The sequence below is a fragment of the Micromonospora lutea genome, assembly GCF_016863535.1.
GTDB classification, from domain to species: Bacteria; Actinomycetota; Actinomycetes; order Mycobacteriales; family Micromonosporaceae; genus Micromonospora; species Micromonospora lutea.
In genome coordinates this window covers 40,353-59,456 of sequence record NZ_BOPB01000031.1, presented here as the reverse complement: position 1 = coordinate 59,456, position 19,104 = coordinate 40,353, and the positions used below count along the sequence as shown (strand labels likewise).

The 19,104-nt window shown below is 67.0% G+C and carries 22 protein-coding genes and 2 pseudogenes; 14 read left to right on the top strand and 10 right to left on the bottom strand.

The genetic code is table 11. The features are described 5' to 3' along the window. Positions 1-94: 94 nt before the first annotated feature. Both Vlu01_RS24295 and Vlu01_RS24290 read right to left on the bottom strand, forming a co-directional pair. Positions 95-496 (bottom strand): YunG family protein, encoded by a 402-nt coding sequence (locus Vlu01_RS24295; protein ID WP_204003641.1) that lies wholly within the window; start codon positions 494-496, stop codon positions 95-97. A gap of 125 nt (positions 497-621) precedes the next feature. Then, positions 622-840: an Imm32 family immunity protein gene (locus Vlu01_RS24290; RefSeq protein WP_204003640.1), complete on the bottom strand. Its 219-nt coding sequence runs from the start codon at positions 838-840 to the stop codon at positions 622-624. 372 nt (positions 841-1,212) lie between these two features. On the opposite strand from Vlu01_RS24290, the gene Vlu01_RS24285 reads away from it, so the two are divergent. Next, on the top strand, positions 1,213-3,099 hold the full coding sequence (locus Vlu01_RS24285; protein WP_204003639.1) for a methyltransferase domain-containing protein: 1,887 nt from the start codon (positions 1,213-1,215) through the stop codon (positions 3,097-3,099). Positions 3,100-3,114: 15 nt separating this feature from the next. Then, positions 3,115-3,306, top strand: a pseudogene (locus tag Vlu01_RS27670) (alcohol dehydrogenase catalytic domain-containing protein); the annotation flags it as partial. A gap of 56 nt (positions 3,307-3,362) precedes the next feature. Here the strand turns inward: Vlu01_RS27670 and Vlu01_RS27665 are convergent. Further along, a pseudogene (locus Vlu01_RS27665) lies at positions 3,363-3,628 on the bottom strand (hypothetical protein). A gap of 328 nt (positions 3,629-3,956) precedes the next feature. Between Vlu01_RS27665 and Vlu01_RS24275 the strand changes: the two are divergent. Next, complete coding sequence (locus Vlu01_RS24275) at positions 3,957-4,292, top strand: immunity protein Imm33 domain-containing protein (protein WP_239096097.1); 336 nt, start codon at positions 3,957-3,959, stop codon at positions 4,290-4,292. A gap of 56 nt (positions 4,293-4,348) precedes the next feature. Here Vlu01_RS24275 and Vlu01_RS24270 read toward each other — a convergent pair whose 3' ends face one another. Further along, positions 4,349-5,227 (bottom strand): phosphotransferase, encoded by an 879-nt coding sequence (locus Vlu01_RS24270; protein WP_204003637.1) that lies wholly within the window; start codon positions 5,225-5,227, stop codon positions 4,349-4,351. Between the two features lie 441 nt (positions 5,228-5,668). Here Vlu01_RS24270 and Vlu01_RS24265 point away from each other — a divergent pair, with 441 nt between their 5' ends. Together Vlu01_RS24265 and Vlu01_RS24260 are read left to right on the top strand one after the other, a co-directional pair. Next, positions 5,669-6,178 (top strand): hypothetical protein, encoded by a 510-nt coding sequence (locus tag Vlu01_RS24265; protein WP_204003636.1) that lies wholly within the window; start codon positions 5,669-5,671, stop codon positions 6,176-6,178. 89 nt (positions 6,179-6,267) lie between these two features. After that, positions 6,268-6,921, top strand: coding sequence for an SAM-dependent methyltransferase (locus tag Vlu01_RS24260; protein ID WP_204003633.1), 654 nt, complete (start codon positions 6,268-6,270; stop codon positions 6,919-6,921). A 433-nt stretch (positions 6,922-7,354) separates the two neighbouring features. Here the strand turns inward: Vlu01_RS24260 and Vlu01_RS24255 are convergent, their stop codons facing one another. Beyond that, positions 7,355-7,780, bottom strand: a complete 426-nt coding sequence (locus Vlu01_RS24255; RefSeq protein ID WP_204003630.1) for a hypothetical protein — start codon at positions 7,778-7,780, stop codon at positions 7,355-7,357. A gap of 149 nt (positions 7,781-7,929) precedes the next feature. On the opposite strand from Vlu01_RS24255, the gene Vlu01_RS24250 reads away from it, so the two are divergent. From Vlu01_RS24250 to Vlu01_RS24240, 3 genes are read left to right on the top strand one after another with little or no spacing between them, the layout of a single operon-like run. Beyond that, positions 7,930-8,580, top strand: coding sequence for a DUF998 domain-containing protein (locus Vlu01_RS24250; RefSeq protein WP_239096096.1), 651 nt, complete (start codon positions 7,930-7,932; stop codon positions 8,578-8,580). A 34-nt stretch (positions 8,581-8,614) separates the two neighbouring features. Further along, positions 8,615-8,986: a YciI family protein gene (locus Vlu01_RS24245; RefSeq protein ID WP_239096095.1), complete on the top strand. Its 372-nt coding sequence runs from the start codon at positions 8,615-8,617 to the stop codon at positions 8,984-8,986. Between the two features lie 37 nt (positions 8,987-9,023). Beyond that, positions 9,024-10,262, top strand: a complete 1,239-nt coding sequence (locus tag Vlu01_RS24240; protein ID WP_204003621.1) for an RNA polymerase sigma factor — start codon at positions 9,024-9,026, stop codon at positions 10,260-10,262. 334 nt (positions 10,263-10,596) lie between these two features. On the opposite strand, the gene Vlu01_RS24235 is transcribed toward Vlu01_RS24240, so the two are convergent. Beyond that, positions 10,597-11,364: a hypothetical protein gene (locus Vlu01_RS24235; RefSeq protein ID WP_204003618.1), complete on the bottom strand. Its 768-nt coding sequence runs from the start codon at positions 11,362-11,364 to the stop codon at positions 10,597-10,599. Beyond that, the gene (locus Vlu01_RS24230) at positions 11,361-11,741 is read right to left on the bottom strand and encodes a PadR family transcriptional regulator (protein WP_204003615.1); all 381 of its coding nucleotides are present in this window, start codon (positions 11,739-11,741) and stop codon (positions 11,361-11,363) included. The genes Vlu01_RS24235 and Vlu01_RS24230 overlap by 4 nt, the downstream gene beginning before the upstream one ends. Before the next feature lie 201 nt (positions 11,742-11,942). On the opposite strand from Vlu01_RS24230, the gene Vlu01_RS24225 reads away from it, so the two are divergent. Both Vlu01_RS24225 and Vlu01_RS24220 read left to right on the top strand, forming a co-directional pair. Continuing rightward, positions 11,943-13,457 (top strand): endo-1,4-beta-xylanase, encoded by a 1,515-nt coding sequence (locus Vlu01_RS24225; RefSeq protein ID WP_204003612.1) that lies wholly within the window; start codon positions 11,943-11,945, stop codon positions 13,455-13,457. 302 nt (positions 13,458-13,759) lie between these two features. Continuing rightward, positions 13,760-14,503: an SDR family NAD(P)-dependent oxidoreductase gene (locus Vlu01_RS24220; RefSeq protein WP_204003782.1), complete on the top strand. Its 744-nt coding sequence runs from the start codon at positions 13,760-13,762 to the stop codon at positions 14,501-14,503. Between the two features lie 181 nt (positions 14,504-14,684). Here Vlu01_RS24220 and Vlu01_RS24215 read toward each other — a convergent pair whose 3' ends face one another. After that, a complete protein-coding gene (locus tag Vlu01_RS24215; protein ID WP_204003779.1) occupies positions 14,685-15,911 on the bottom strand; it encodes an epoxide hydrolase family protein in 1,227 nt (408 codons plus the stop codon). A gap of 386 nt (positions 15,912-16,297) precedes the next feature. Further along, on the bottom strand, positions 16,298-16,558 hold the full coding sequence (locus Vlu01_RS24210) for a PNPOx family protein (RefSeq protein ID WP_204003609.1): 261 nt from the start codon (positions 16,556-16,558) through the stop codon (positions 16,298-16,300). A gap of 186 nt (positions 16,559-16,744) precedes the next feature. Here Vlu01_RS24210 and Vlu01_RS24205 point away from each other — a divergent pair, with 186 nt between their 5' ends. After that, positions 16,745-17,077 (top strand): hypothetical protein, encoded by a 333-nt coding sequence (locus tag Vlu01_RS24205; protein ID WP_204003607.1) that lies wholly within the window; start codon positions 16,745-16,747, stop codon positions 17,075-17,077. Between the two features lie 365 nt (positions 17,078-17,442). Next, positions 17,443-18,159 (top strand): YsnF/AvaK domain-containing protein, encoded by a 717-nt coding sequence (locus tag Vlu01_RS24200; protein ID WP_204003604.1) that lies wholly within the window; start codon positions 17,443-17,445, stop codon positions 18,157-18,159. Positions 18,160-18,166: 7 nt separating this feature from the next. Here Vlu01_RS24200 and Vlu01_RS24195 read toward each other — a convergent pair whose 3' ends face one another. Next, complete coding sequence (locus Vlu01_RS24195) at positions 18,167-18,379, bottom strand: hypothetical protein (RefSeq protein WP_204003789.1); 213 nt, start codon at positions 18,377-18,379, stop codon at positions 18,167-18,169. Positions 18,380-18,426: 47 nt separating this feature from the next. Between Vlu01_RS24195 and Vlu01_RS24190 the strand changes: the two genes are divergently transcribed. Continuing rightward, positions 18,427-18,702 carry a hypothetical protein gene (locus tag Vlu01_RS24190; protein WP_204003601.1) on the top strand — a complete coding sequence of 92 codons (276 nt, stop codon included), beginning with the start codon at positions 18,427-18,429 and terminating at the stop codon, positions 18,700-18,702. Next, positions 18,699-19,046: a YlcI/YnfO family protein gene (locus Vlu01_RS24185; RefSeq protein WP_204003599.1), complete on the top strand. Its 348-nt coding sequence runs from the start codon at positions 18,699-18,701 to the stop codon at positions 19,044-19,046. Before Vlu01_RS24190 ends, Vlu01_RS24185 begins: the two co-directional genes overlap by 4 nt. Positions 19,047-19,104 lie beyond the last annotated feature (58 nt).

Here is a 19,104-nt window from a genome sequence, read left to right as displayed (position 1 = left end):
CACGTGCGCAGCTTCTCGAACGCGTCCAGGGCGATTCCCCGGGCGGTGGCCGGCTTCCCGTGCGAGGTCAGTACGCGAGCGGTATGTCGTTCAATCACTGTCCCTGGCTGTCGTCGGGTACGCTCCCGAGTTCGGCGAGCACGCGCTGCCTCAAGATCTGGTACTGCTCACGGCACCGACGCGGGGGACCCGGTGGCCGCTGCTGCGCCTGACCGCCGACGACAACTTCTCCGGGCCGGAACTGGTCAGCCGTCAGGTCCACGTGCTGGCCGCTGGGCAGCCGATTCCAGTAGTGGTGGCCGGTCTTGACATCCTGAACGAAGACCTCGCCGAGTATCAGCTCTCCTCCGAGCAGATCCTGAATGACCAGCGCAGTTACTCCGCATTGACCCCGAGCGGGGTTGTCTGGCCGCCAATCCTGCACGTCGTGCGGGTCGCAGGTGTCCGCCCCCCAGCTGGCTCGAAGTATCGGGCGCAGTACTTCCAGGTCGAGCATCTGGACCTCCTCATCACACGCATGCAGGACGCTGCCACGGAGCCTGAGCCCTCGACCAGGTCGAGAGTCAAGGGCTGCTGCCTTTGCTCCGTGATCGGACGTCTGGCCCTGCCGAACTGCCGAGATCAGTGCGTTGGCGGGACCTGCTCATCCGGCCAGTCAGCCACAATGATCAAGGGCATCGAGTCAGGCGACCGGTATGTGTCGCCGGGGTAGTACTCGATGTGTTGGTGCCGGTTGACGCGCCGCTTCTCGGTGGTCTCGGCATCCTCGGCCACGTCATCGAGGGCGTCCCAGATGATGTCGAGGTGTGCCGGGCTGCCGCCGAAATGCAACGTGGTCATGTCCCGCAGGCTGACACGCAGAGGACCGCTGGTCACCTGCTGCGCAACGGATCCACCGGTGATTGACACCTCGCAGGGCTCCGCGTGCTGACGGAGTATCCGGCTCAGGCTGCGGAGGGCGGCCGGCGGGCCAGCGAGTTCCAGTACGCCGTCACTGGCCGAGAAGCGGCAATGCCGATGATCAGTCATTCGCAGCATTCTTCCCGGTCCGCTGCCGTCTGCTCTGGAGCCCCGGTGGGCGAAGTGCCCGGAGCCAGCGGGTGTGGATACCCTGGTAACGGAGCGCACCCGCAGCAGGCGCGATAACGCCGCCCCCGGCTGCTCTGAGCAGAACTTCTCGCTTTCCGATCATGCTGCCGGCAGGCTCGGGGCATGGGAGCGGGCTTCAGCGGTGAGGTGGCCAGGCACTACGCGCCGTACCGGCGCGGCTACCCGCCCGAGGTGCTCGACGCGATCGTCGGGGCGTTCGGCCTCAGCGCGAACGACACGGTCGTCGACCTCGGCTGCGGCACCGGTCAGTTGAGTCTGCCCCTCACCGCCCGGGTGGGAGCCGTCGTTGGCGTGGACCCGGAACCAGACATGCTGGCATTGGCCCGGCGTGCCGCCACGAAGGGCGGAAACAGCAATGCCACGTGGCTGCTCGGCACAGACAGAGACCTGCCCCGGTTGAGCCGGTTACTCGGCGACCGAACGGTCGGGGCGGTGACCATTGCCGTCGCTATCCACTTCATGGACCGCGACACCCTGTTCCGCGCCGCCAGGCCGCTGTTGCGTCCCGGTGGCGGCATCGCCGTGATAACCAACGGTACGTCCCTGTGGTTACCGGACGCCGCATGGTCTCGGACGCTGCGCGAATGCCTGGAGACGCTGCTCGGGCACCCGGTCACCGCGACGTGCCAAACCGACGAGGCGGGCCGCCAGCGAAACCGGGATGCTCTTGTCGCCGCTGGTTACCGATTCGTGGAGTCCTCGGTGCAGTACGACGCACCGCTCACCGTCGACGACATGGTCGGCGGCGTCCTCTCCGCGATGTCGGCCGACCAGTTGCCCTCTCCCGAGCACCGAGCCGCGTTCGCCGCTCAGGTCCACGCCGCCCTCGACGGGCGGGACGTGGTCACCGAGCAGGTCCGCGTCTGGCTGCAGTTCGGCCTGCCCATTCAGGGCTCAGGTGACCGGCTGTACCGCCTACAACTTGCGCACCCGGGGTTTTGGCGGCATCCGCGGGGGAACGACCCGTTGATTGAGCGATTCCGAGGATTCGGGGGCAAACCCGGTAGCAAGGAGGCGCACATGGAACAGCCGCCATCGCCGGTGGGTGCAAGGTATGTCGACCCCTCTGCCGAGGAGGTGTTGATTCCGGGGGTGAAGATCTCAGACCTCTACCGGCGGAACATGACCCAACCGTACGTCCTGCAGCGGCTGTCGGAGCGGGCGTGGTGGGTCCAGTCGTCCCACTACGGCACGGTGTTCCATGTCGGTGACCAGGGAGTTCTGATCATGGACACCCTGGAGGGTGTCTACGACAACATCGTGCAGGCAGTCGCCTCGGTCACCGACAAACCGATCACCGCCGCGGTGTACCCGCACTACCACGCCGACCACATCGGTGACATCGGCAAGTACGTCGAGGCTGCCCAGCAGCAGGGCCGGGAGCTGCGGATCATCGGCAGCGCGAAGACCGCCCAGGCGATGGAGAAGAGCCGAAGCTCCTTTCCTCCGCCGACGGAGGTGGTCGACTGGCCACGGGGAGAGTTCGACTTCGAAGGGCTCACCGTGCAGCTGCACGGCTTCGAGTGGGCCGCGCACACCGACGATCACGCCGCCTGGCTGCTCGTCGACGATCGGATCATCCACGCCCCAGACCTGATCAACCCCGACCAACCGCCGTTCTGGCGGTTCGCCGGCAACGAGCGGTTCCGCTGGCACGAGGACAACCTCCGGCAGATCTATGATCTGGGCTGGGACCACCTGTCGGGCAGTCACGGCAACGTGGGTATTCGGGTGGACATCGACTTCGAGCTGCAGTTCGTCGCGGACCTGAAGCAAGCCGTCGGCAACGCGATGGAAGCGCACCCCTTCAGCGGCTTCGTCGACCCGTCAGCCAACGCTCACACCAGCTTCTTGGCCAACTTCTTCGGTACCGTCGCGCGCGAAGCCACCGAGGCGTTGCGGCCCAGGTACGGACAGCTGTACGGCTTCGACCATGCGACCCCGCCCAACGCCGAGATGGTGGCGTGGGCGATGTACGAGTACCGCTGAGAGCAGGGAAGGGCGATGACAGAAGCTGCGGTGCGGATCGTCGCCACCGGGCTGTGTCATACCGACCTGGTGGTCCGCGACCAGGTCTACCCGGTGCCGCTACCGGTCGTCCTCGGCCATGAGGGCGCCGGCGTCGTCGAAGCGGTAGGCGCCGCCGTGGAGAACGTGGCACCCGGCGACCACGTCGCCCTCAGCATCCTGCCCTGCGGTCGATGCCGACCGTGCCTGGACGGCCCCCGCCAGCTGTGCGAACTTCAACGACATCAACTTTGCACGGTCGCTGCACTTCGCTGCTGTACTTCCGCCGGCTGCCTGGTCCAGCCGATGAAGCGGCGGTGCAGCGCGCCAGCCGGTGCCCAGGGCATGTCCTCGGCCGCCTGCACGAGAGATACGCACCGAGGTAGAGAGCAAGCGACACCGGCGCATCCGCGTACTCCGCCCGCAGCTCCCGCCGTCGGCTCGGGCAGGGCCAGGGCAGGTTGCAACCGCCGCAGCTCCAGATCGGTAACACCGGGCCGTGGGTGCTCACCGCACACCGGCCAGGAACCGGGCGACGCTCGTGCGGGCCTGCCGGCGACGGACCTCCACCATTTCCACACCCGTCCCGTCTGCGGCGGCCCCGGGCTTCCCGCTCTCCGCACCAACCGCCAGGGCGTGTTGCGTGGAGTCGGAGCGCCAGCGGAGCGACGGACTCGCGCCCAGGCGGCGGCGCGTGGGGCCCGTTCATAGACGTACGGGAGGTCCTCCCACGCAGGCCGGCAGCCGATGTCGTACTCCGATTGACCCATGACGGTTTGGCTGCACATGATGGGCGACATGATCAGTTGGCGTCGGCGTAGGCTGACCCCAACGCCTCCGTGGCGCAGAGCGACGTATGTCGACGCTTCGCGGTCGAGTCAACGCCGCCCTGCCAGGGGACGATGGTCGGCTTCGCGCTGTCGCGTCCACGCGAGCTGGAACCGCTCAACGCCCTGCGGCACCCGATCCGGGGCAACGGCAACGGCTGGTTCGTATGGCGAGGTCCTGAGATCCCTCGGGAGGATGATCAGTTCTTCACTGCCCTGCATGTTGAGCACCTGGACGAATACGCCCCGGAGCTTGAGCCGTACCTTGCACTCCCACCGGGCTGGGGCGTGGTGCTGGCACCCGACTACGAGGACGTCTGGTACGACGGGACTCTCCTCGACGTCTGACCTCCGCACTACACCAATCCCGGGGTAGGTCGGCCGTAGTACTCCAGCCGACGCTGTTACGGATTGACGGTGTTCTGCACGTTGCTGTCGCGTGTGGCGCAGCGGTGTTGTAGCCACTGGGTTGCGGCTGTTGCGAGGCGGAGTTTCTCCTTGGTGATAGCTTGCAGCCCGGTGGGCATCGGTGCCAGTGCGCCTGCCATCAGGAAGCCGGTGTGCGCGGCGAGGATCGCGTCGAAGGAAGCCGGTGGGCAGTTCAGAGCGGGCAGGGCTGTGTGAAGGTGCGGTTCGGGATCGATGCCGTCGGCTGCCATGCCGGTCAGCAGCGCGATGAGGTCGATGACGGGGGTACCGAGCCGGGCGTGCGGCCAGTCGACGAACGTCACGCGGTCGCCGCTGAGCAGGACGTTGTGTGGGTACAGGTCGCAGTGCACGAGTGAGTCGCCCTGTGCGGCTTGCAGCCCTTGCTGTTCGATCGCGGTCAGTTGCTCGAGGTGGTGCGATGCCCAGGTCGAGACGGTGTGCAGCCGGGCGATGCTGGACGCATCGAGGGAGATGCCAGCCCAGCCGCCGAGCCGCGGGTGGTCGTGCGGGAGTTCGATCGGGGACGGTGTGGTCGCCTGAGCGAAGGCGACTGCCTGCGCGACGACACGACGGATCTGCGAAGCCGTCCAGGGCTGCCCCGGTGCGACGCCGTCCACTTGCTCGAAGACCAGAATCACCCACCGGCCGTCGTCGTGCCTGTTCAGTAGTCGAGGCACGGGCAGGCCCTCTGGTAGCCGCCCGGCCACTTCGGCCTCGGCGCGGTAATGCGACGCCTCGACCGGCCACAGCTGTGCGTCCACTGCCTTGACGAAGGCCCGGCGGCCACCCCGCAGAGTGAGCCGGGAGGCGAAGCCGGGCGAGAAGCCGCCGACACAGCTCTCGGCGAACTCCACAACGCCACCCAACAGACCTTCGATACACCCTCGAACCGACGCCGGCAGTTCGGCCCAGCCGGGTCGTTTCCTACTCGCGGACAAGGCCGTACTCCTCACCTGTGAGCAGCGATCTCATCGCCGGCAAAACGAACTACCGACCAGCGATCGGGTAGGCACAATGCGTTCAGCGTCGACCACGCAGGGCCTGTGACTGCCGGAAACAAGGATGCCGCAGTGCCATGATGACAAGGTGATCGTCCTCGGAAACCTGGACGAGTATGAACCGCCGATCCTGCGATCGCCGCTGGTCGACGGATCTGACGTGATGTCGCACGCGCTGTTCTGGCCCGCTTTCCTTACACCGTCGGCGGAGCCGCGTCGGCACCGAACCCCTTCGATATCGATCCCGCCGACCTGGAGCAGATCGTCGACGTCCTCGTCGACCCGCACAGATGGCCGGTGTTCTCCCTACCACTCGCCGAACCCCGTCCCCTGCACGTCATCATGCGCAACGACGAAGACGAGGGCGGCATCGACTACGTGCTCGATCCCGACACCGGCGACACGCCGATCCCCCTCGCCGCCATGGAGGGACACTTCCGAGGGCCGGCGTTCGCATGGCCGGAAGTCGTCGCCGCAGCGCATCAGCCGGATCCGGATCACACCCCGGCCGAGCGGCTACTCCTGCTCGCTCCGGCCTGCGCCGACAGCAGCCGCCCGCACGAGGCCGTCGACCTGGTCGCGGAAGCCCTGGCTGCTGTCGGCACCCGGTCCGGCGTGCGTCAGGTCAGCGAAGAACTGCTCAACAGCCGCAGGTACTGGACGCCGTACCGATGGGAATACGTCGACGACGTCCTCGTCGGCCTCGGACCACACACCTACCGCCACCACGGAGGTGACCTGTCGCCGGAGCAACTCCACCTCTTCGCCGCTATCCTCCAGCCCGCACCGAACCCCGCACATCGGTAGCCCCTCGGGCAGGGCAACCGGTTGAACAGACGTAGCCGGGACAGGCGTCCCCTACGGATCTCATTGTTCGTTGCTGGTTGAATGCCGTCGTGACCAAGGACTGGCTCCGGTGGCACCAGGATTACGACTCCCCGAACTCGTCGCTGGCGCGCAGGCTACGCGTCGTCCAGCACGACCTTCGCCGGGCATTGACCGAAGCACCCCACGATGCACACGGCCGCCGACGGTTGATCAGCATCTGCGCAGGTGACGGACGCGATGTGCTGCCGATCCTTGCCGAACACGACGGCGGTCGCACCATCGAGGCCCTGCTCATCGAACGTGACCCGACGCTGTCACAACGCGCCCGCACCGCAGCCATCGGTCTCGGCCTGCCCCGGACCGACGTGCGCACCGCGGACGCCGGCGCGACGGACACCTACCTACACATCCAGCCCGCGCACCTGCTCCTGACCTGCGGCGTGTTCGGCAACATCACGATCAACGACGTAGGCCGGACCATCGCGATGCTGCACACCCTTGTCCTCGCCGATGGCATCGTGATCTGGACCCGAGGACGCACCGACGACGGACACGACCCCAGTCACGACATCCGCGCCTGCTTCGCCGAGCACGGCTTCATCGAGATGTCCTTCACTAGCCCCGCCGACGCCAGGTTCCGGGTCGGGATGCACCGGCTCACCGCCCGCCCCGCAACTGTCCCCCCGATGCCGCCCGGCACAAGAATGTTCAGCTTCATCTGACTGCCGCCGCTCCCCCTGGCCGTCCAACGACAACAACCAGTGACAGGTGAGACATCGGCTCGTCCCGGAACCGCTACCGCTAAAGCGCCCGAGACCAGCCGATCGACACCAGCTGCTCCGGGTAGAAGCGGTAGCTGACCGAGCGCGGCCAGCGGCAACAAACTGGCACCCGCATCACCTCCAGTGACGAGCGCTTCGCGGCGTAGGCGGATGTCCAGTACCCACCGTCGGCGACCGCAGGCAACGCGGATCCACGGACGCATGCGGCGCCCCGAGTTTCTACTCGCTCGATCACGGAAAACCCCTTATTTGGTCGGCGTGACGCGCCTCGTGGACGGAAGGTAGGAGCGAGTCGACCGGAGAGCGATGACCTCCTTGATGCGCGAGGGACGCTGCCTCCGGCCGTTCAGGGGCGGCGTGGCTTTCCGATGTGTCAGATCCGGGTCATGCTGGAGGCGTACCCACCTCCGCCGGGGTAGGTCCATTCGCCGGTGACCGTGGTGCCGTCGGCGCTGAACGTGCCCTCGTAGTAGGCGGGGCCGCCCTTCGCGCCGGCCCAGATGGTCAGCTTGTCGCCGACGAGTTCGTAGACGTAGTCGAAGGTGTTGCCGGTCGCGTCGTAGAACCGCGACACCACGTCCGCGCCGACCGGCTCGCCGAACGGGTGTAGGTGTCCGATGACCTCCAGGCCGGTGACCGGCTGGTCGAACTGGCTGAGTTCCACGTGCTGGAGCAGGAAGAACCGGCCGGCCATCCACTCGTACCGCACGGTTCCCTCGGCGCCGCCGGTCACCGACCAGGTGCCGACCAGGCGGTCCAGGACGGTCAGTTCGACGCTCGGCTGGGTGTTCTCAGACATCGTGTCCTCCTCGGTGAGTGCTTGCCGATACCTCGGAGGGGACACTCGCACTTTGACACTCATTGGGCATGACTCAGGTCACATCGCGGTCGTGTCGGAATCCCCGGATCAGCCACGAGGTAGCGGCAGGAACTCACAAGGAGGAATTCATGACCACCGTCGCCGCCACCGTTCCCGCCGTCCGCCGCTCGTCCGACTGGCTGCTCCTCGCTGGTGCCCTTGCCGGGCCGGTCTTCTTCGCCTCGGCCGTGGCGCAGATGCTCACGCGTGAGGGCTACGACATCACCCGGCACCCGATCAGCCAGTTGGCCACCGGAAGCCTCGGCTGGATCCAGATCACCACGTTCGTGCTCGCCGGCCTCGGCGGCCTGGCGCTCGCCGCCGGTATCCGACGCACGCTCACCGAGGGCACCGGCTGGCGTGTGCTGCCGATCTTCGTCGGGATCTTCGGTGCCGGTCTCGTCGCGGCCGGCGTGTTCACCATGGATCCGGAGTACGGCTTCCCGGTAGGGACCCCTGAGGGGCCGGTCGACGAGATGTCCTGGCACAGCATCGCGCACTCGACGGCGGCCGCCGTCGCCTTCACCGCACTGGCCATCGCCGCCATCGCGCTGACCGTCCGGCACGTCCGCCGTCGGGCCACCCTGCCGGCGGTGCTGAACGGCCTCGCCGCGCTCATCCTGCTGATGCCGATGTCACCGAGCCACATGAGTATCCAGATCGCCGTGAACGGCATGGTCGCCTTCACCTGGACGACGGTCCTCGCCCTCTCGCTGCACCGTTCGCCCTCACCGGCGTAACGTGATCCAAGCCCGCGCGACAACAAGGATGACCATGAAGTATCTGCTGCTCAGCTACACGCCGGCCGCCGCCTGGGACGCCGCGACCGCCGACACCCCGTCCGAGGAGGCGCTGGCCGCGTTCGCCGCGTACCAGCGGTTCGAACAGGAGCTGATCGAGACCGGCGAGTTCGTCAGCAGCGAGGGACTCGGTCACCCGGCAGTCAGCACCACGGTCCGCAGGACCTCGACCGGCGTGGTGGCGACCGACGGGCCATTCGTCGAGCTCAAGGAGGTCCTGGCCAGCTTCGCGGTGATCGACGTGGACAACCAGGAGCGCGCCGTCGAGATCGTCTCGCGGATGGTCGAGGTTCTGGGCGAGCCGATGGAGATCCGGCCGATAATGGGCACGGACTTCGCGACATGACCCGCCGCATCCAGCGTTACCGGACGGCAGCACCGGCGTGACACCGGATGTCGAGCACCTACTGCGCACCGAGGCACCGCAGGTCCTCGGCGCGCTGGTGCGGCGCTTCGGCCACTTCGATATCGCCGAAGACGCGATACAAGAGGCACTGCTCGTCGCGAGCCGGACGTGGCCGACGGACGGCGTGCCGGATAACCCGCGCAGCTGGCTGATCCGGATCGGCTACCGGCGGATGGTCGACCTGCTCCGCACCGACCAGGCCCGACGCCGCCGCGAGCGGCACGCCGGCATGAGCGAGCTGGCGATGCGGGACCCGACCCGCCAGGCAAATCTCGCGCTGGAGACCGACGACAGCCTCACCCTCCTGCTGCTGTGTTGTCACCCCACGCTGAGCTCCACCTCCCAGGTGGCGCTCACGCTCCGCGCAGTCGGCGGCCTGACCACCAAAGAGATCGCACACGCGCACGGGACGACCGAGAACACCATGGGCGCCCGGATCAGCCGAGCCAAGCAGCAACTGGCCCGCGCCGGAGCCAGGTTCACCCCGCCAACCGACGCCGACCGCGACAGCCGGATGAACGCCGTCATGCAGGTGCTGTACCTGATCTACAACGAGGGCTACACCGCCTCCACCGGAGAAGAACTCACCCGCGTGGACCTGACCCGCGAGGCAATCCGGCTGACCCGTATGCTCCACGACTCCCTGCCGGACGACCCGGAGGTGACCGGGCTGCTCGCCCTGATGCTGCTCACCGAGTCGCGACGCGCTGCTCGTACCGACGGCGACGAGTTGGTGCCGCTGGACGAGCAGGACCGGACACGGTGGGATCCCGAGCTGATCCGCGAGGGCGCCGACCTCATCGACAGCGTCTGGCGGCGGCGCCAGGTCGGCACGTACCAGCTACAGGCAGCGATCGCGGCCGTGCACGCCGCAGCCGCGTCGCCGGACCAGACGGACTGGCCCCAGATCGCGGCCCTGTACCTGGGACTAGAACGACTCAGTCCGACCGCACCGGTACGCCTGAGCCGGGTGGTCGCAGTCGCGCACGCGTACGGGCCGGCCCGAGGGCTGGCCCTGCTCGACGACCTCAACCGGAGCTACCGCCTGGACGAGGAACCGCTGACCCGGCAACACGAACGCGCGATCCGCGCACATCTGCTCGAAATGACCGGTGACACGGCCTGCGCGGCGGCGCGGTACCGCGAAGCAGCCTCCCTAACCCAGAACCAGGTCGAACAGCGATACCTCCAACGCCGAGCCCACCGCCTCGGCTGACCGATCGCCGGGGCCCCCTTGATCTCGATCAACACCCGCAGACTCAAGCTGAACGTGACGCCGCGTAGCAACACTCAAAAAGTTAGGAGCTCTTACACCCGTACCTACCACTGCACTCGACCTTTACGCCGACAGCGTCCAACGTCGTCGTCCCTTGCCGGGTAGAGGCCCGGCGCTACAGCGCCAGTCAAACCGGTCGGGTCACCGCCTGCCGGGGAACCTCACGAAGACGGTCTCCTCCCCGAGGGGCGCCCAGGTGACGATCAGCGACATGGTCGCTACGCAGGCGGCGGGCGGACGTGGAACCCTGTCAGTCGGTGCGTCGAACTCTGGCTCAGGCAAGGATCCAGCTGAAGGTGGCCAGTACGAGATAGGCGACGGGGATCGCATAGGACGGCACGAGGACAATCCATCGGGCGCGTTTGCCGCGTGCTTCGGACGCGGGAGCAAGGGGTGACGTGACGAGGTTGTCGTCCACGTCACGGGTCAGCTCCCGATGCTCGACAAGTGCCAGCACGAGCACCACCACGAACAGCCCGATGGAGATCACCGCCGCCGGGAGGGTCAGGACGGCCGGCAGGTTCAGCTCGCCGGAGACCGCGGCCCCCACGGCTACGAGGGGCATCAGCAGGCCCAGGGGAACACCGACCGCCCAGGGGTGACGCAGCAGGGGTGCCAGCAGTTTGGGCAGACTCAGCAGCACCAGCACGAAGAACGTGAGGCAGGCAAGCTGGACCACGTTGTAGCTGAACTGCTCGCCGCGCGCCCAGGGGGTGACCGCTGCGGTACCGACGAGCAGGGCCAGTACCTGGGCGGCCGAGAGGACCGTGATCTTCCAGGTCCCGGACACACGCGCCGGAGAACCCTCCGCGTCGAGCTGCCGGGCGTAATCGGTCGGGTCTCCGAAGGCCTCGGCAGGTGTCTCGCCGATTTCGGCGCAGTGGGCTTCGACCTCGCCCAGGCGTTCGCCGATCACCGGGCCGGGCACGTCTCGCATACGTAGCTCGAGAACGAAGTCATTGCACCACTTCTGGTGGGCCTGCACGAACGGGCGTTGCCATACCTCATGGGACCCGGCCTGGGTGTGCGGGGTGGTGTTCACGGGGTCCTCTTCTCGAAGCTGCGGGGATGCGGCAGTGCCAGGTCGTCGCCGGTGCGGAGGTGGTTGGCGACCCTGGTCGAAAAGGTCTGCCACTGGGCGAGACCCTGCGCCAGTTCCGTCCGGCCGGTCTCGGTGAGCGTGAAGTATTTGCGCCCCGGGCCGCCGTCACCGGCTCTCCACTCGGCGGTGACCAGGCCGTTCTTCTCAAGGCGAGCCAGCAGCGGGTACAGGGTGCCGCCCTTGATCTCTCCGAAGCCCACGGCGGCCAGTTCGGCGGCGATCGCGTAACCGTAGGTCGGACCGGCGGCCATGATCCGGAGGACACACAGCCCAAGGACTCCACGGAGCCACTCGCTCGGCTGGGTGATGGCGTTCATGCCTACATAGTCTCTCTACCTAGACAGTCTGTCTAGTGGCGCCGGGCGGACGACCTACCGGCGCGGTTCACTTCCGGACTCCGTAGCGTCTTCCGGAAGGTTTCCGGAAGTTGTTGACAGGGCGGCCGGCCGGTATCGACACTGACCCTCCAGTGACATGCATATGTGTCGATTGCTGATGTCAAGCGTCAAGGAGGTCCCGTGACCAGCGACCTGAGGCAGCGTCATAAATTTGCGCGAATAGCTGTGCCAGCGGCGGTGTTGTTGCTGGTGGGCGGCGCGGTGACGGTCCAGTCCAGCGCCCCGGCCGCTGCGGCCGAGACCACGCTACGGGCCGCAGCCGCCAAGGCCGGCCTGTTCTTCGGCGTCGCGGCCTCCCCCAACCGGCTTTACTCGATCGTCGGTCAGGAGTTCAACCAACTGACACCCGAGAACGACATGAAGCCGGACAGGATCGCCACCTCCAGCGGCGGGCTGCAGAACACCAGCGGTGCGGACACCTTGGTCAACCACGCCCAGAGCAACAACATGCTGGTCCGTGGCCACACGTTGGTCTGGCACTCGCAGGCCGGCGCGTTGCAGGGTGCCAGCCAGGCGACGCTGAACACCTTCATCGGCAACGCCATCAACCGCTGGGGCAGCAGGATCGCCTACTGGGACGTCGTCAACGAAGCGCTGGAGGACAACAACACCGGCCGGCGTCGCAACCAGTGGCCGCACACCATGAACCGGGACGCCAATGGCGACGGTGACTACTTCGACGCCGGCGACACCGACGTCATCCGGGACTCGTTCATCCGGGCCAAGCAGGTCGTGCAGGCCGGCGGGCTGACCACCAAGCTCTGCATCAACGACTACGACGTCGAGGGCCTGACGGTCCAGGGCGGCACCCCGAACCGCAAAGCCGACGCGCTGTACGACATCGTCCGCAACTACCGGCAGTACATCGACTGCGTCGGGTTCCAGGCGCACTTCAACGACAACCCGAACAGCATCATCACCGACGACCTGCAGGCCAACATCCAGCGCTTCGCTGATCTCGGCGTCGAGGTGCACATCACCGAGCTGGACATCGACGACGACCTGAGCAACAACGACATCGGTACGGGCCAGGCGGAAAACTACCGCAAGGTCGTTAGGGCCTGCCTGAACGTCGCACAGTGCACCGGCATCACCGTCTGGGGCATCTCCGACAGCGAGTCGTGGCGCTCCTCGGAGCGGGGCCTGCTGTTCACCGGCGGCAACGGAAGCTATCAGAAGAAATCCGCCTACCACGCGGTACTCGACGAGCTGAACAAGGGCCGGAACTCAACCCCACCGCCGAGCACACCGCCGGTGACACCGTCCGTTTCGCCGAGCACGCCGCCGGTCAATCCGACCACTCCGCCACCGACCACGCCGCCGCCGACCACGCCGAACCCGACCACCGGGTGCTCGGCGACGGTCTCGCTGAACTCCTGGACCGGCGGCTTCGTCGCCACCGTCCGGGTCACCGCCGCCGCCGCGCCGATCAGCGGGTGGAGCGTCCAGCTCACCCTGCCCTCCGGTGCCACCGTGACCAATACCTGGAACGCCAACCGCACCGGCAGCAGCGGCACGGTGCAATTCAGCAACGTCAGCTACAACGGCTCGGTCAGCGCCGGCCAGTCCACCGAGTTCGGCTTCCAGGGCGTCGGGACCGCCACCGGCCTGACCCCGGTGTGCACCGCCGCCTGAGCACCACCTGTCCTGAACGGGCGTGCCGCCCGTTCAGGACAGGCAGGGCGGTGATGACGCTCCGACCCGATAGAAGATCCGAATGCGCTGTCCGATCACCGCCAGACGACAGTCCTTCTGTCGACCAGGCTTTCCGTCATGAAAAAGGCACTTAGAGCGACCGGCAATAGGGCTGGCGGGGCTGCGGCGCGTCCTGGCACTTCGGCTGGCGGCGTTGTCGTCGTCGGCCATGCAACACCGGCATGGCCTCCTCCTCCGCCTTGCCACCCTCGGCCAAGACCCGCCTCGCCTCCACCGCTCTACTGCCGGTCGCTCTTAACGGCAAGGTAGCTCTGGTTACCGGTGGCGGTCGCGGCATTGGCGCTGCTGTAGCGGTACGCCTGGCGGAAGAGGGCGCCGACGTGGCGCTGACGTTCCAGCAGAATCAGCAACGCGCTGACGACGTGGTGGATCGGATCAAGGCTGCGGGACGGCGGGCGATCGCCGTCAAGGCGGACAGTTCCGACCCGGCGGCGGTGGTCGAGGCGGTGAACCGCGTCGCCGGTGAGCTGGGTCGATTGGACATCCTGGTCAACAACGCCGGCGCGTTTCTGCTCGGACCGCTGGAGCAACTGAGCCTCGAAGACTTCGAACAGACCGTAGCGGTCAACGTCCGAGCACCGTTCATCGCCTCGCAAGCCGCAGTGCGCCACATGTCGAGCGGTGGGCGGATCATCAACATCGGCAGCAACATGGCCGAGCGGGCGGTTTTCCCGGGCTTCTCCCTGTACTCGATGAGCAAAACGGCCCTGATCGGCCTGACCAAGGCGCTCGGACGCGAACTCGGCGGCAGAGCGATCACCGTGAACCTGGTGAATCCAGGAGCCACGGACACCGAATTGAACCCGGCCGACGGCCCCAACGCCGACACGATCAACGGGTTCACGGCCCTCGGTCACTACGCTGATCCGGCCGATGTGGCCGCCGCGGTGGCGTTCCTCGCCAGCCCGGACGGGCGCTACATCACCGGAGCGACGGTCAACGTCGACGGCGGTTTCACCATCTGATCATCGGCCCACCGCTGCCCTGTCACGGTTGCGTACGGCACGGCCCGTTCCTTCACCGGGAACGGGCCGTGCCTACGCCAGTCGGTTGGCACGCCATCCGACTCCCCTGTCGGCCGACATGGCAGCGCGCATCGGGTTAGCCGCAGACGCCAACCGCCGAGGGCGGCGGATACCCGGCCATCTAACGCAGCGACCGGAAGGCGGTGCGAAGCTCTTCGGAGAAGACCTTTGGCTGTTCCCAGGCTGCAAAGTGCCCGCCGGTGTCGAGCTTGTTGAAGTAGATGAGGTTGGGGTATGCCTGCTCGGCCCAGCTCTGCGGCGCCTCGTACAGCTCGTCCGGAAAGACGCTCACGGCGACCGGGACGTTCACGCCCTTGGCGGCGAAGAACGACAGCTTGTTCTCCGCGTACAGCCGAGACGCGGAGACCGCGGTGTTCGTCAGCCAGTAGAGCGAAATGTTGTCCAGGATGTCGTCGCGAGTGAGACCCGCCTTGGCGCCCTCGAAGACCTTCGCGATCAGCGCAAGGCTCTTCGCATCGTGATCGAGCAGGAAGGACGCCAGACCCACCGGGGAGTCCGCCAGGGCGGTGAGTGTCTGCGGACGCGTCGCCATCATGAGGGCGTACGCGACGTGCTTCCACACGTAGTCCAGCTCGGTGGCGGCCCGCATCTCGTCGTCGGACAGACCCGCCGGCAAAGAGCCCATCGCGTTGTTCGCGCCGGTGGTGTCCCCCTGGAACAGGTTGTCGATCTCAGGTGGGACCGCGCCCGGCATGTTGGTGTGGATGCCGAGCAGTTCCGGAGGGGCCTGCACCCCGAGTTGGTCCACGACGACCGCGCCCCAGTCGCCGCCCTGGGCGACGAACCGCGTGTAGCCGAGCCGCTTCATCAGCTCGACCCAGGCGGTCGCGATCTTCTGCGGGTTCCAGCCCGACTCGGTCGGCTTGCCTGAGAACCCGTGGCCAGGCAACGACGGGATCACCAGGTGGAAGGCGTCCGACGCGTTGGCGCCGTGGGACGTGGGATCAGTGAGCGGCTCGATGATTTTCATCTGCTCGATCACCGACCCGGGCCACCCGTGGGTGACGATGAGCGGCAGCGCGTCCTCGTGCTTCGATCGCACGTGGATGAAGTGGATGTCCACCCCGTCGATGGTTGTCATGAACTGCGGCAAGGCGTTCAGGCGCGCCTCGATGTTGCGCCAGTCGTACTCCTTCTCCCAATAGCGGGCGACGGCCTGGATCGTCGCGAGTGGCACACCCTGCGACTGGTCGTCCACCGTCTCCTTGTCCGGCCACCGAGTGGCTTTGATGCGCCTTCTCAGGTCGTCAAGGTCGGCTTGGGGAATGTCGACCGAAAATGGCCGGATCTCCGTGGTGCCGGGACGGGTCTTTGTGGTGACAGCCATGCGTGTTCCCTTCCGATTCAGGTTCGCGCCCGGCGAGGAGAAATCATCGGCCCAGCCGGCATTTCGAAGCGGGCACGCCGCCGCAGTATCTCGGATCGTAGAGTGGGGCACCCCCGGTCCGTGGCGATACAGCCGGTCAGCCCATGCGGCGGGGTTGCGACGGCGTTCCCGACGGCGCGGCTGGCCAGCCCCCAGCCCGCCTACGTGCCCATCCGCTGGTGGGGCTCAGGCATGTCGGCTGTTTGATGAGCTGCGCGCGAGGGACACCCGTCAGACAATCGAGAGTTGTCGTCACCGTGCGGTGGACACTTCCGGGTAGCTCGCACGGGGACAAGCTTCTCCGGAGTCCGGTAAGGACATCGCGTCGGTGAGCGGGAATATGTACGTCAGCGTCCGTCGTCGGCGGCAGGGCCACGCTCATCGATCGGGAGGAGTTCGAACACAGGGTGGCGATTAGCCTCGGCCACGAAGTCCTCGACCGGCGCGTCTTTGTCCGCGCTGAAGTAGGGCCGGGTAGCCGCGGCGACGGCGACGTAGTGCTTGAGTACCGGTCCGGCCTCCGCCGCCGTAACCTCACGAACGGTATAACTGCGCCGGTCTGACCGTCGGGCCAGGCCGACGCGTCCGGCGGCGCGGGCGTTGTGCACCCATGACACCGATTGGTCCCCGCACGGTGTTGACCCCGGCTGCCTAGCCTTGTTCGTCGCGGTCCCGACACCGACGGCAGTCACATCACCCGGCTTGGGCTGTGGCCGGTCGCGGTCTGGGTTTCCAGACCGTGATCTTCGGCATGCCTTGCATCCTGTACCTAGGTACAGGTTTACCGTCGTGGCATGACCACCGCTGATCAGGGGTGGGTGCCCGAGGCGTGCACCCTGCCCACCGTCGAGCGGCCGCTGCGGCTGGCCGAGTTCGACGACCTGTTCGCCACCGCGCTGCGCGGGCAGCAACGGTTGTCGCCGACGGTGCTGCGGTGGCGACTCGACCCGGCCGCCGAGGCGACCGCCCGAGATCTGACCGGCCGAGAGAGTTCCTGCTGCTCGTTCTTCACATTCACCTACACCGACGATGGCGACACGGTGCGCCTGGACGTCGAGGTGTCGACCGCGCACGTCGATGTGCTGGACGCGCTCGCCGGGCGGGCGGCCGCGAGGGTCGCGACGTAAGCGGGCTGCGCAGCAGCCAGTGGTCACTGCTGGTCGGGCTGAGCACTGACTACTCCAGCGGGTCGCCACCGACCCCACCCACCTCTGGACGAGTGCTTCTGATTCTGATCACTGGTCGTAGCAGTCAGGGGCACGGCACGGGGGGCAGCAGCGCTGCTCGCTGCCATGACTCGCCCGGCCTCAACGCCCAGAAGGGCTCATCGCAGTCAAGTCGTCTCCTCCCTCATATCCACCACAAATAGGTCCGTAGGCGTCACCAGAGGCCCACGTCATGTCATGAACGGCAGGTGGTTGGGGCGGGTGCTCACCACGAATGCTGGTGTGCGGCGGCGGGTAGGCAGCGGTGACAGGGAGAGGAGAAGATCATGGAACTGACTGAGCGGCAGGTGAACGCGCTGTACGGCCAGAACGTCCAGGATCGGACGGGTTCCAAGATCGGCAGCGTTGGTCAGGTGTGGGCCGATGCTGCGGGCTACCCGACCTGGGTGAGCGTGCAGACCGGCGGTCGTCGGGAGGCGATGGCTCCGCTGGGCAATGCCCAAATGACGGACGGGCAGCTGATGGTCGCCTACGACAAGGCGACGGTCACCAACGCCCCGACCGTGGATGCTGGCACCGACGTCCCGTTGGACGCTGAGCAGACCGCGCAGTTGTACCGGCACTATCAGATGGAGCGGAAGCAGACGTCACAGCGGGCCCCGCAGGGCCGCGAGGACCTGATCCGTTCCGAGGAGCGGTTGCGGGTCGGTACCGAAAGCCAGCAGGTCGGCAAGGCGGTGTTGCGCAAGTACGTCGTCACCGAGAACGTGCATACCAGTGTGCCGGTTGAGCATGACGAGGTGTACGTCGAGCGCGAACCGATCACCGCCGAGAACGCGAGCGGCGTTCGCGCCGACATCGGGGAGGCGCAGCAGGAGATGCCGCTCCGCGCCGAGCGTCCTGTGGTGGCCAAGGATCGGGTGCCGGTCGAGCGGGTCCACCTGGCCAAGGACGAAGTGGTCGAGGACCAGCCGATCGACGAGCAGGTCCGCCACGAGGAGATCGAGTCGAACATCCCCGAGCTCAGCCGACGCCGCCGGTAACGGCGGATCATCCCTCGAACTCCGAGGTTGAGTGGGCGGGTGGGTCACGACGACCCGCCCGCCCGCACACCACCGAGTCTGCGGCACGTACGTCGCCACCGTCGCGGCGCCGAGGGCCGGCGCCGACGGCGTCGGCCGGCTGCGGTTCCGCCTCGCCGTCGTCGCCGTCCCAGCGTCGGCCGTACCGGTCGGGCAGATCACCCCAGCCGAAGTACGGCATTGCGGTGCTCCTAGCTGCTAGAATACGTGGGTATTACACTGCATCTCGTGCCGTACGAGTGGGAAGAATGGGCGCTGCACGCCTTGGCGGGTATTCAGGCTCATGAGGTCCGCCAAGTCTTGGATGCCAAGCAGCGGTGGCCCCGTTCCGCAACTGATGCGGCAGGTTTGCGGGTGCTGACCGTGTGGGCACGCACCCGCGACGGGCGACCCCTGATCGTGGCCGTGCACCACGTCGACGGATTCACCTGGAAGATCATCGGCGCGCGAGACATGAGTGACGCCGAACGCGCCGACTTCACCCGATGGGAGCAGACGCAATGAGCGACAAGCAGCACCTGCCGTGTACCCCGGAAGAGGCCGCCGCACTGATGCACAAGCTCAGCTTCGACCCAGCGCCGGCCACTGCGGAACAGGAGGCCGAGCTGCTTGCCTCCCTCCCACCAACAGGCTCCGAGGTCATGGTCGTACGCTCCCTGCGCATGCCAACCGACCTCGACGACGCCGTCACCGCGGCAGCCAAGGACGCCGGCGTCACCAAAACCGCCTGGATCCGCCAAGCCATCGAGATCGCGTTAACCATGCAATCGGACGACGATCAGCCCATCTCCCGCGCCGACGCCCTGCGAGCACTCACTCTGCTTCGCCCAGTACGCCGCGCCGCCTGAGCACGTAGGCGAGCTTCCTGCCGCTGACCCGTCGCCCCGGTGGCCTGCAGGCGTTCAA

What these genes read in the sequence shown, in the direction of transcription:
- Vlu01_RS24185 (WP_204003599.1), top strand. Translation starts at nt 18,699, where the DNA reads ATGAGCGACAAGCAGCACCTGCCGTGTACCCCGGAAGAGGCCGCCGCA.
- Vlu01_RS24205 (WP_204003607.1), top strand. Translation starts at nt 16,745, where the DNA reads ATGACCACCGCTGATCAGGGGTGGGTGCCCGAGGCGTGCACCCTGCCC.
- Vlu01_RS24255 (WP_204003630.1), bottom strand. Translation starts at nt 7,780, where the DNA reads ATGTCTGAGAACACCCAGCCGAGCGTCGAACTGACCGTCCTGGACCGC.
- Vlu01_RS24245 (WP_239096095.1), top strand. Translation starts at nt 8,615, where the DNA reads ATGAAGTATCTGCTGCTCAGCTACACGCCGGCCGCCGCCTGGGACGCC.
- Vlu01_RS24285 (WP_204003639.1), top strand. Translation starts at nt 1,213, where the DNA reads ATGGGAGCGGGCTTCAGCGGTGAGGTGGCCAGGCACTACGCGCCGTAC.
- Vlu01_RS24295 (WP_204003641.1), bottom strand. Translation starts at nt 496, where the DNA reads ATGCTCGACCTGGAAGTACTGCGCCCGATACTTCGAGCCAGCTGGGGG.
- Vlu01_RS24250 (WP_239096096.1), top strand. Translation starts at nt 7,930, where the DNA reads ATGACCACCGTCGCCGCCACCGTTCCCGCCGTCCGCCGCTCGTCCGAC.
- Vlu01_RS24230 (WP_204003615.1), bottom strand. Translation starts at nt 11,741, where the DNA reads ATGAACGCCATCACCCAGCCGAGCGAGTGGCTCCGTGGAGTCCTTGGG.
- Vlu01_RS24215 (WP_204003779.1), bottom strand. Translation starts at nt 15,911, where the DNA reads ATGGCTGTCACCACAAAGACCCGTCCCGGCACCACGGAGATCCGGCCA.
- Vlu01_RS24290 (WP_204003640.1), bottom strand. Translation starts at nt 840, where the DNA reads ATGACCACGTTGCATTTCGGCGGCAGCCCGGCACACCTCGACATCATC.
- Vlu01_RS24195 (WP_204003789.1), bottom strand. Translation starts at nt 18,379, where the DNA reads ATGCCGTACTTCGGCTGGGGTGATCTGCCCGACCGGTACGGCCGACGC.
- Vlu01_RS24200 (WP_204003604.1), top strand. Translation starts at nt 17,443, where the DNA reads ATGGAACTGACTGAGCGGCAGGTGAACGCGCTGTACGGCCAGAACGTC.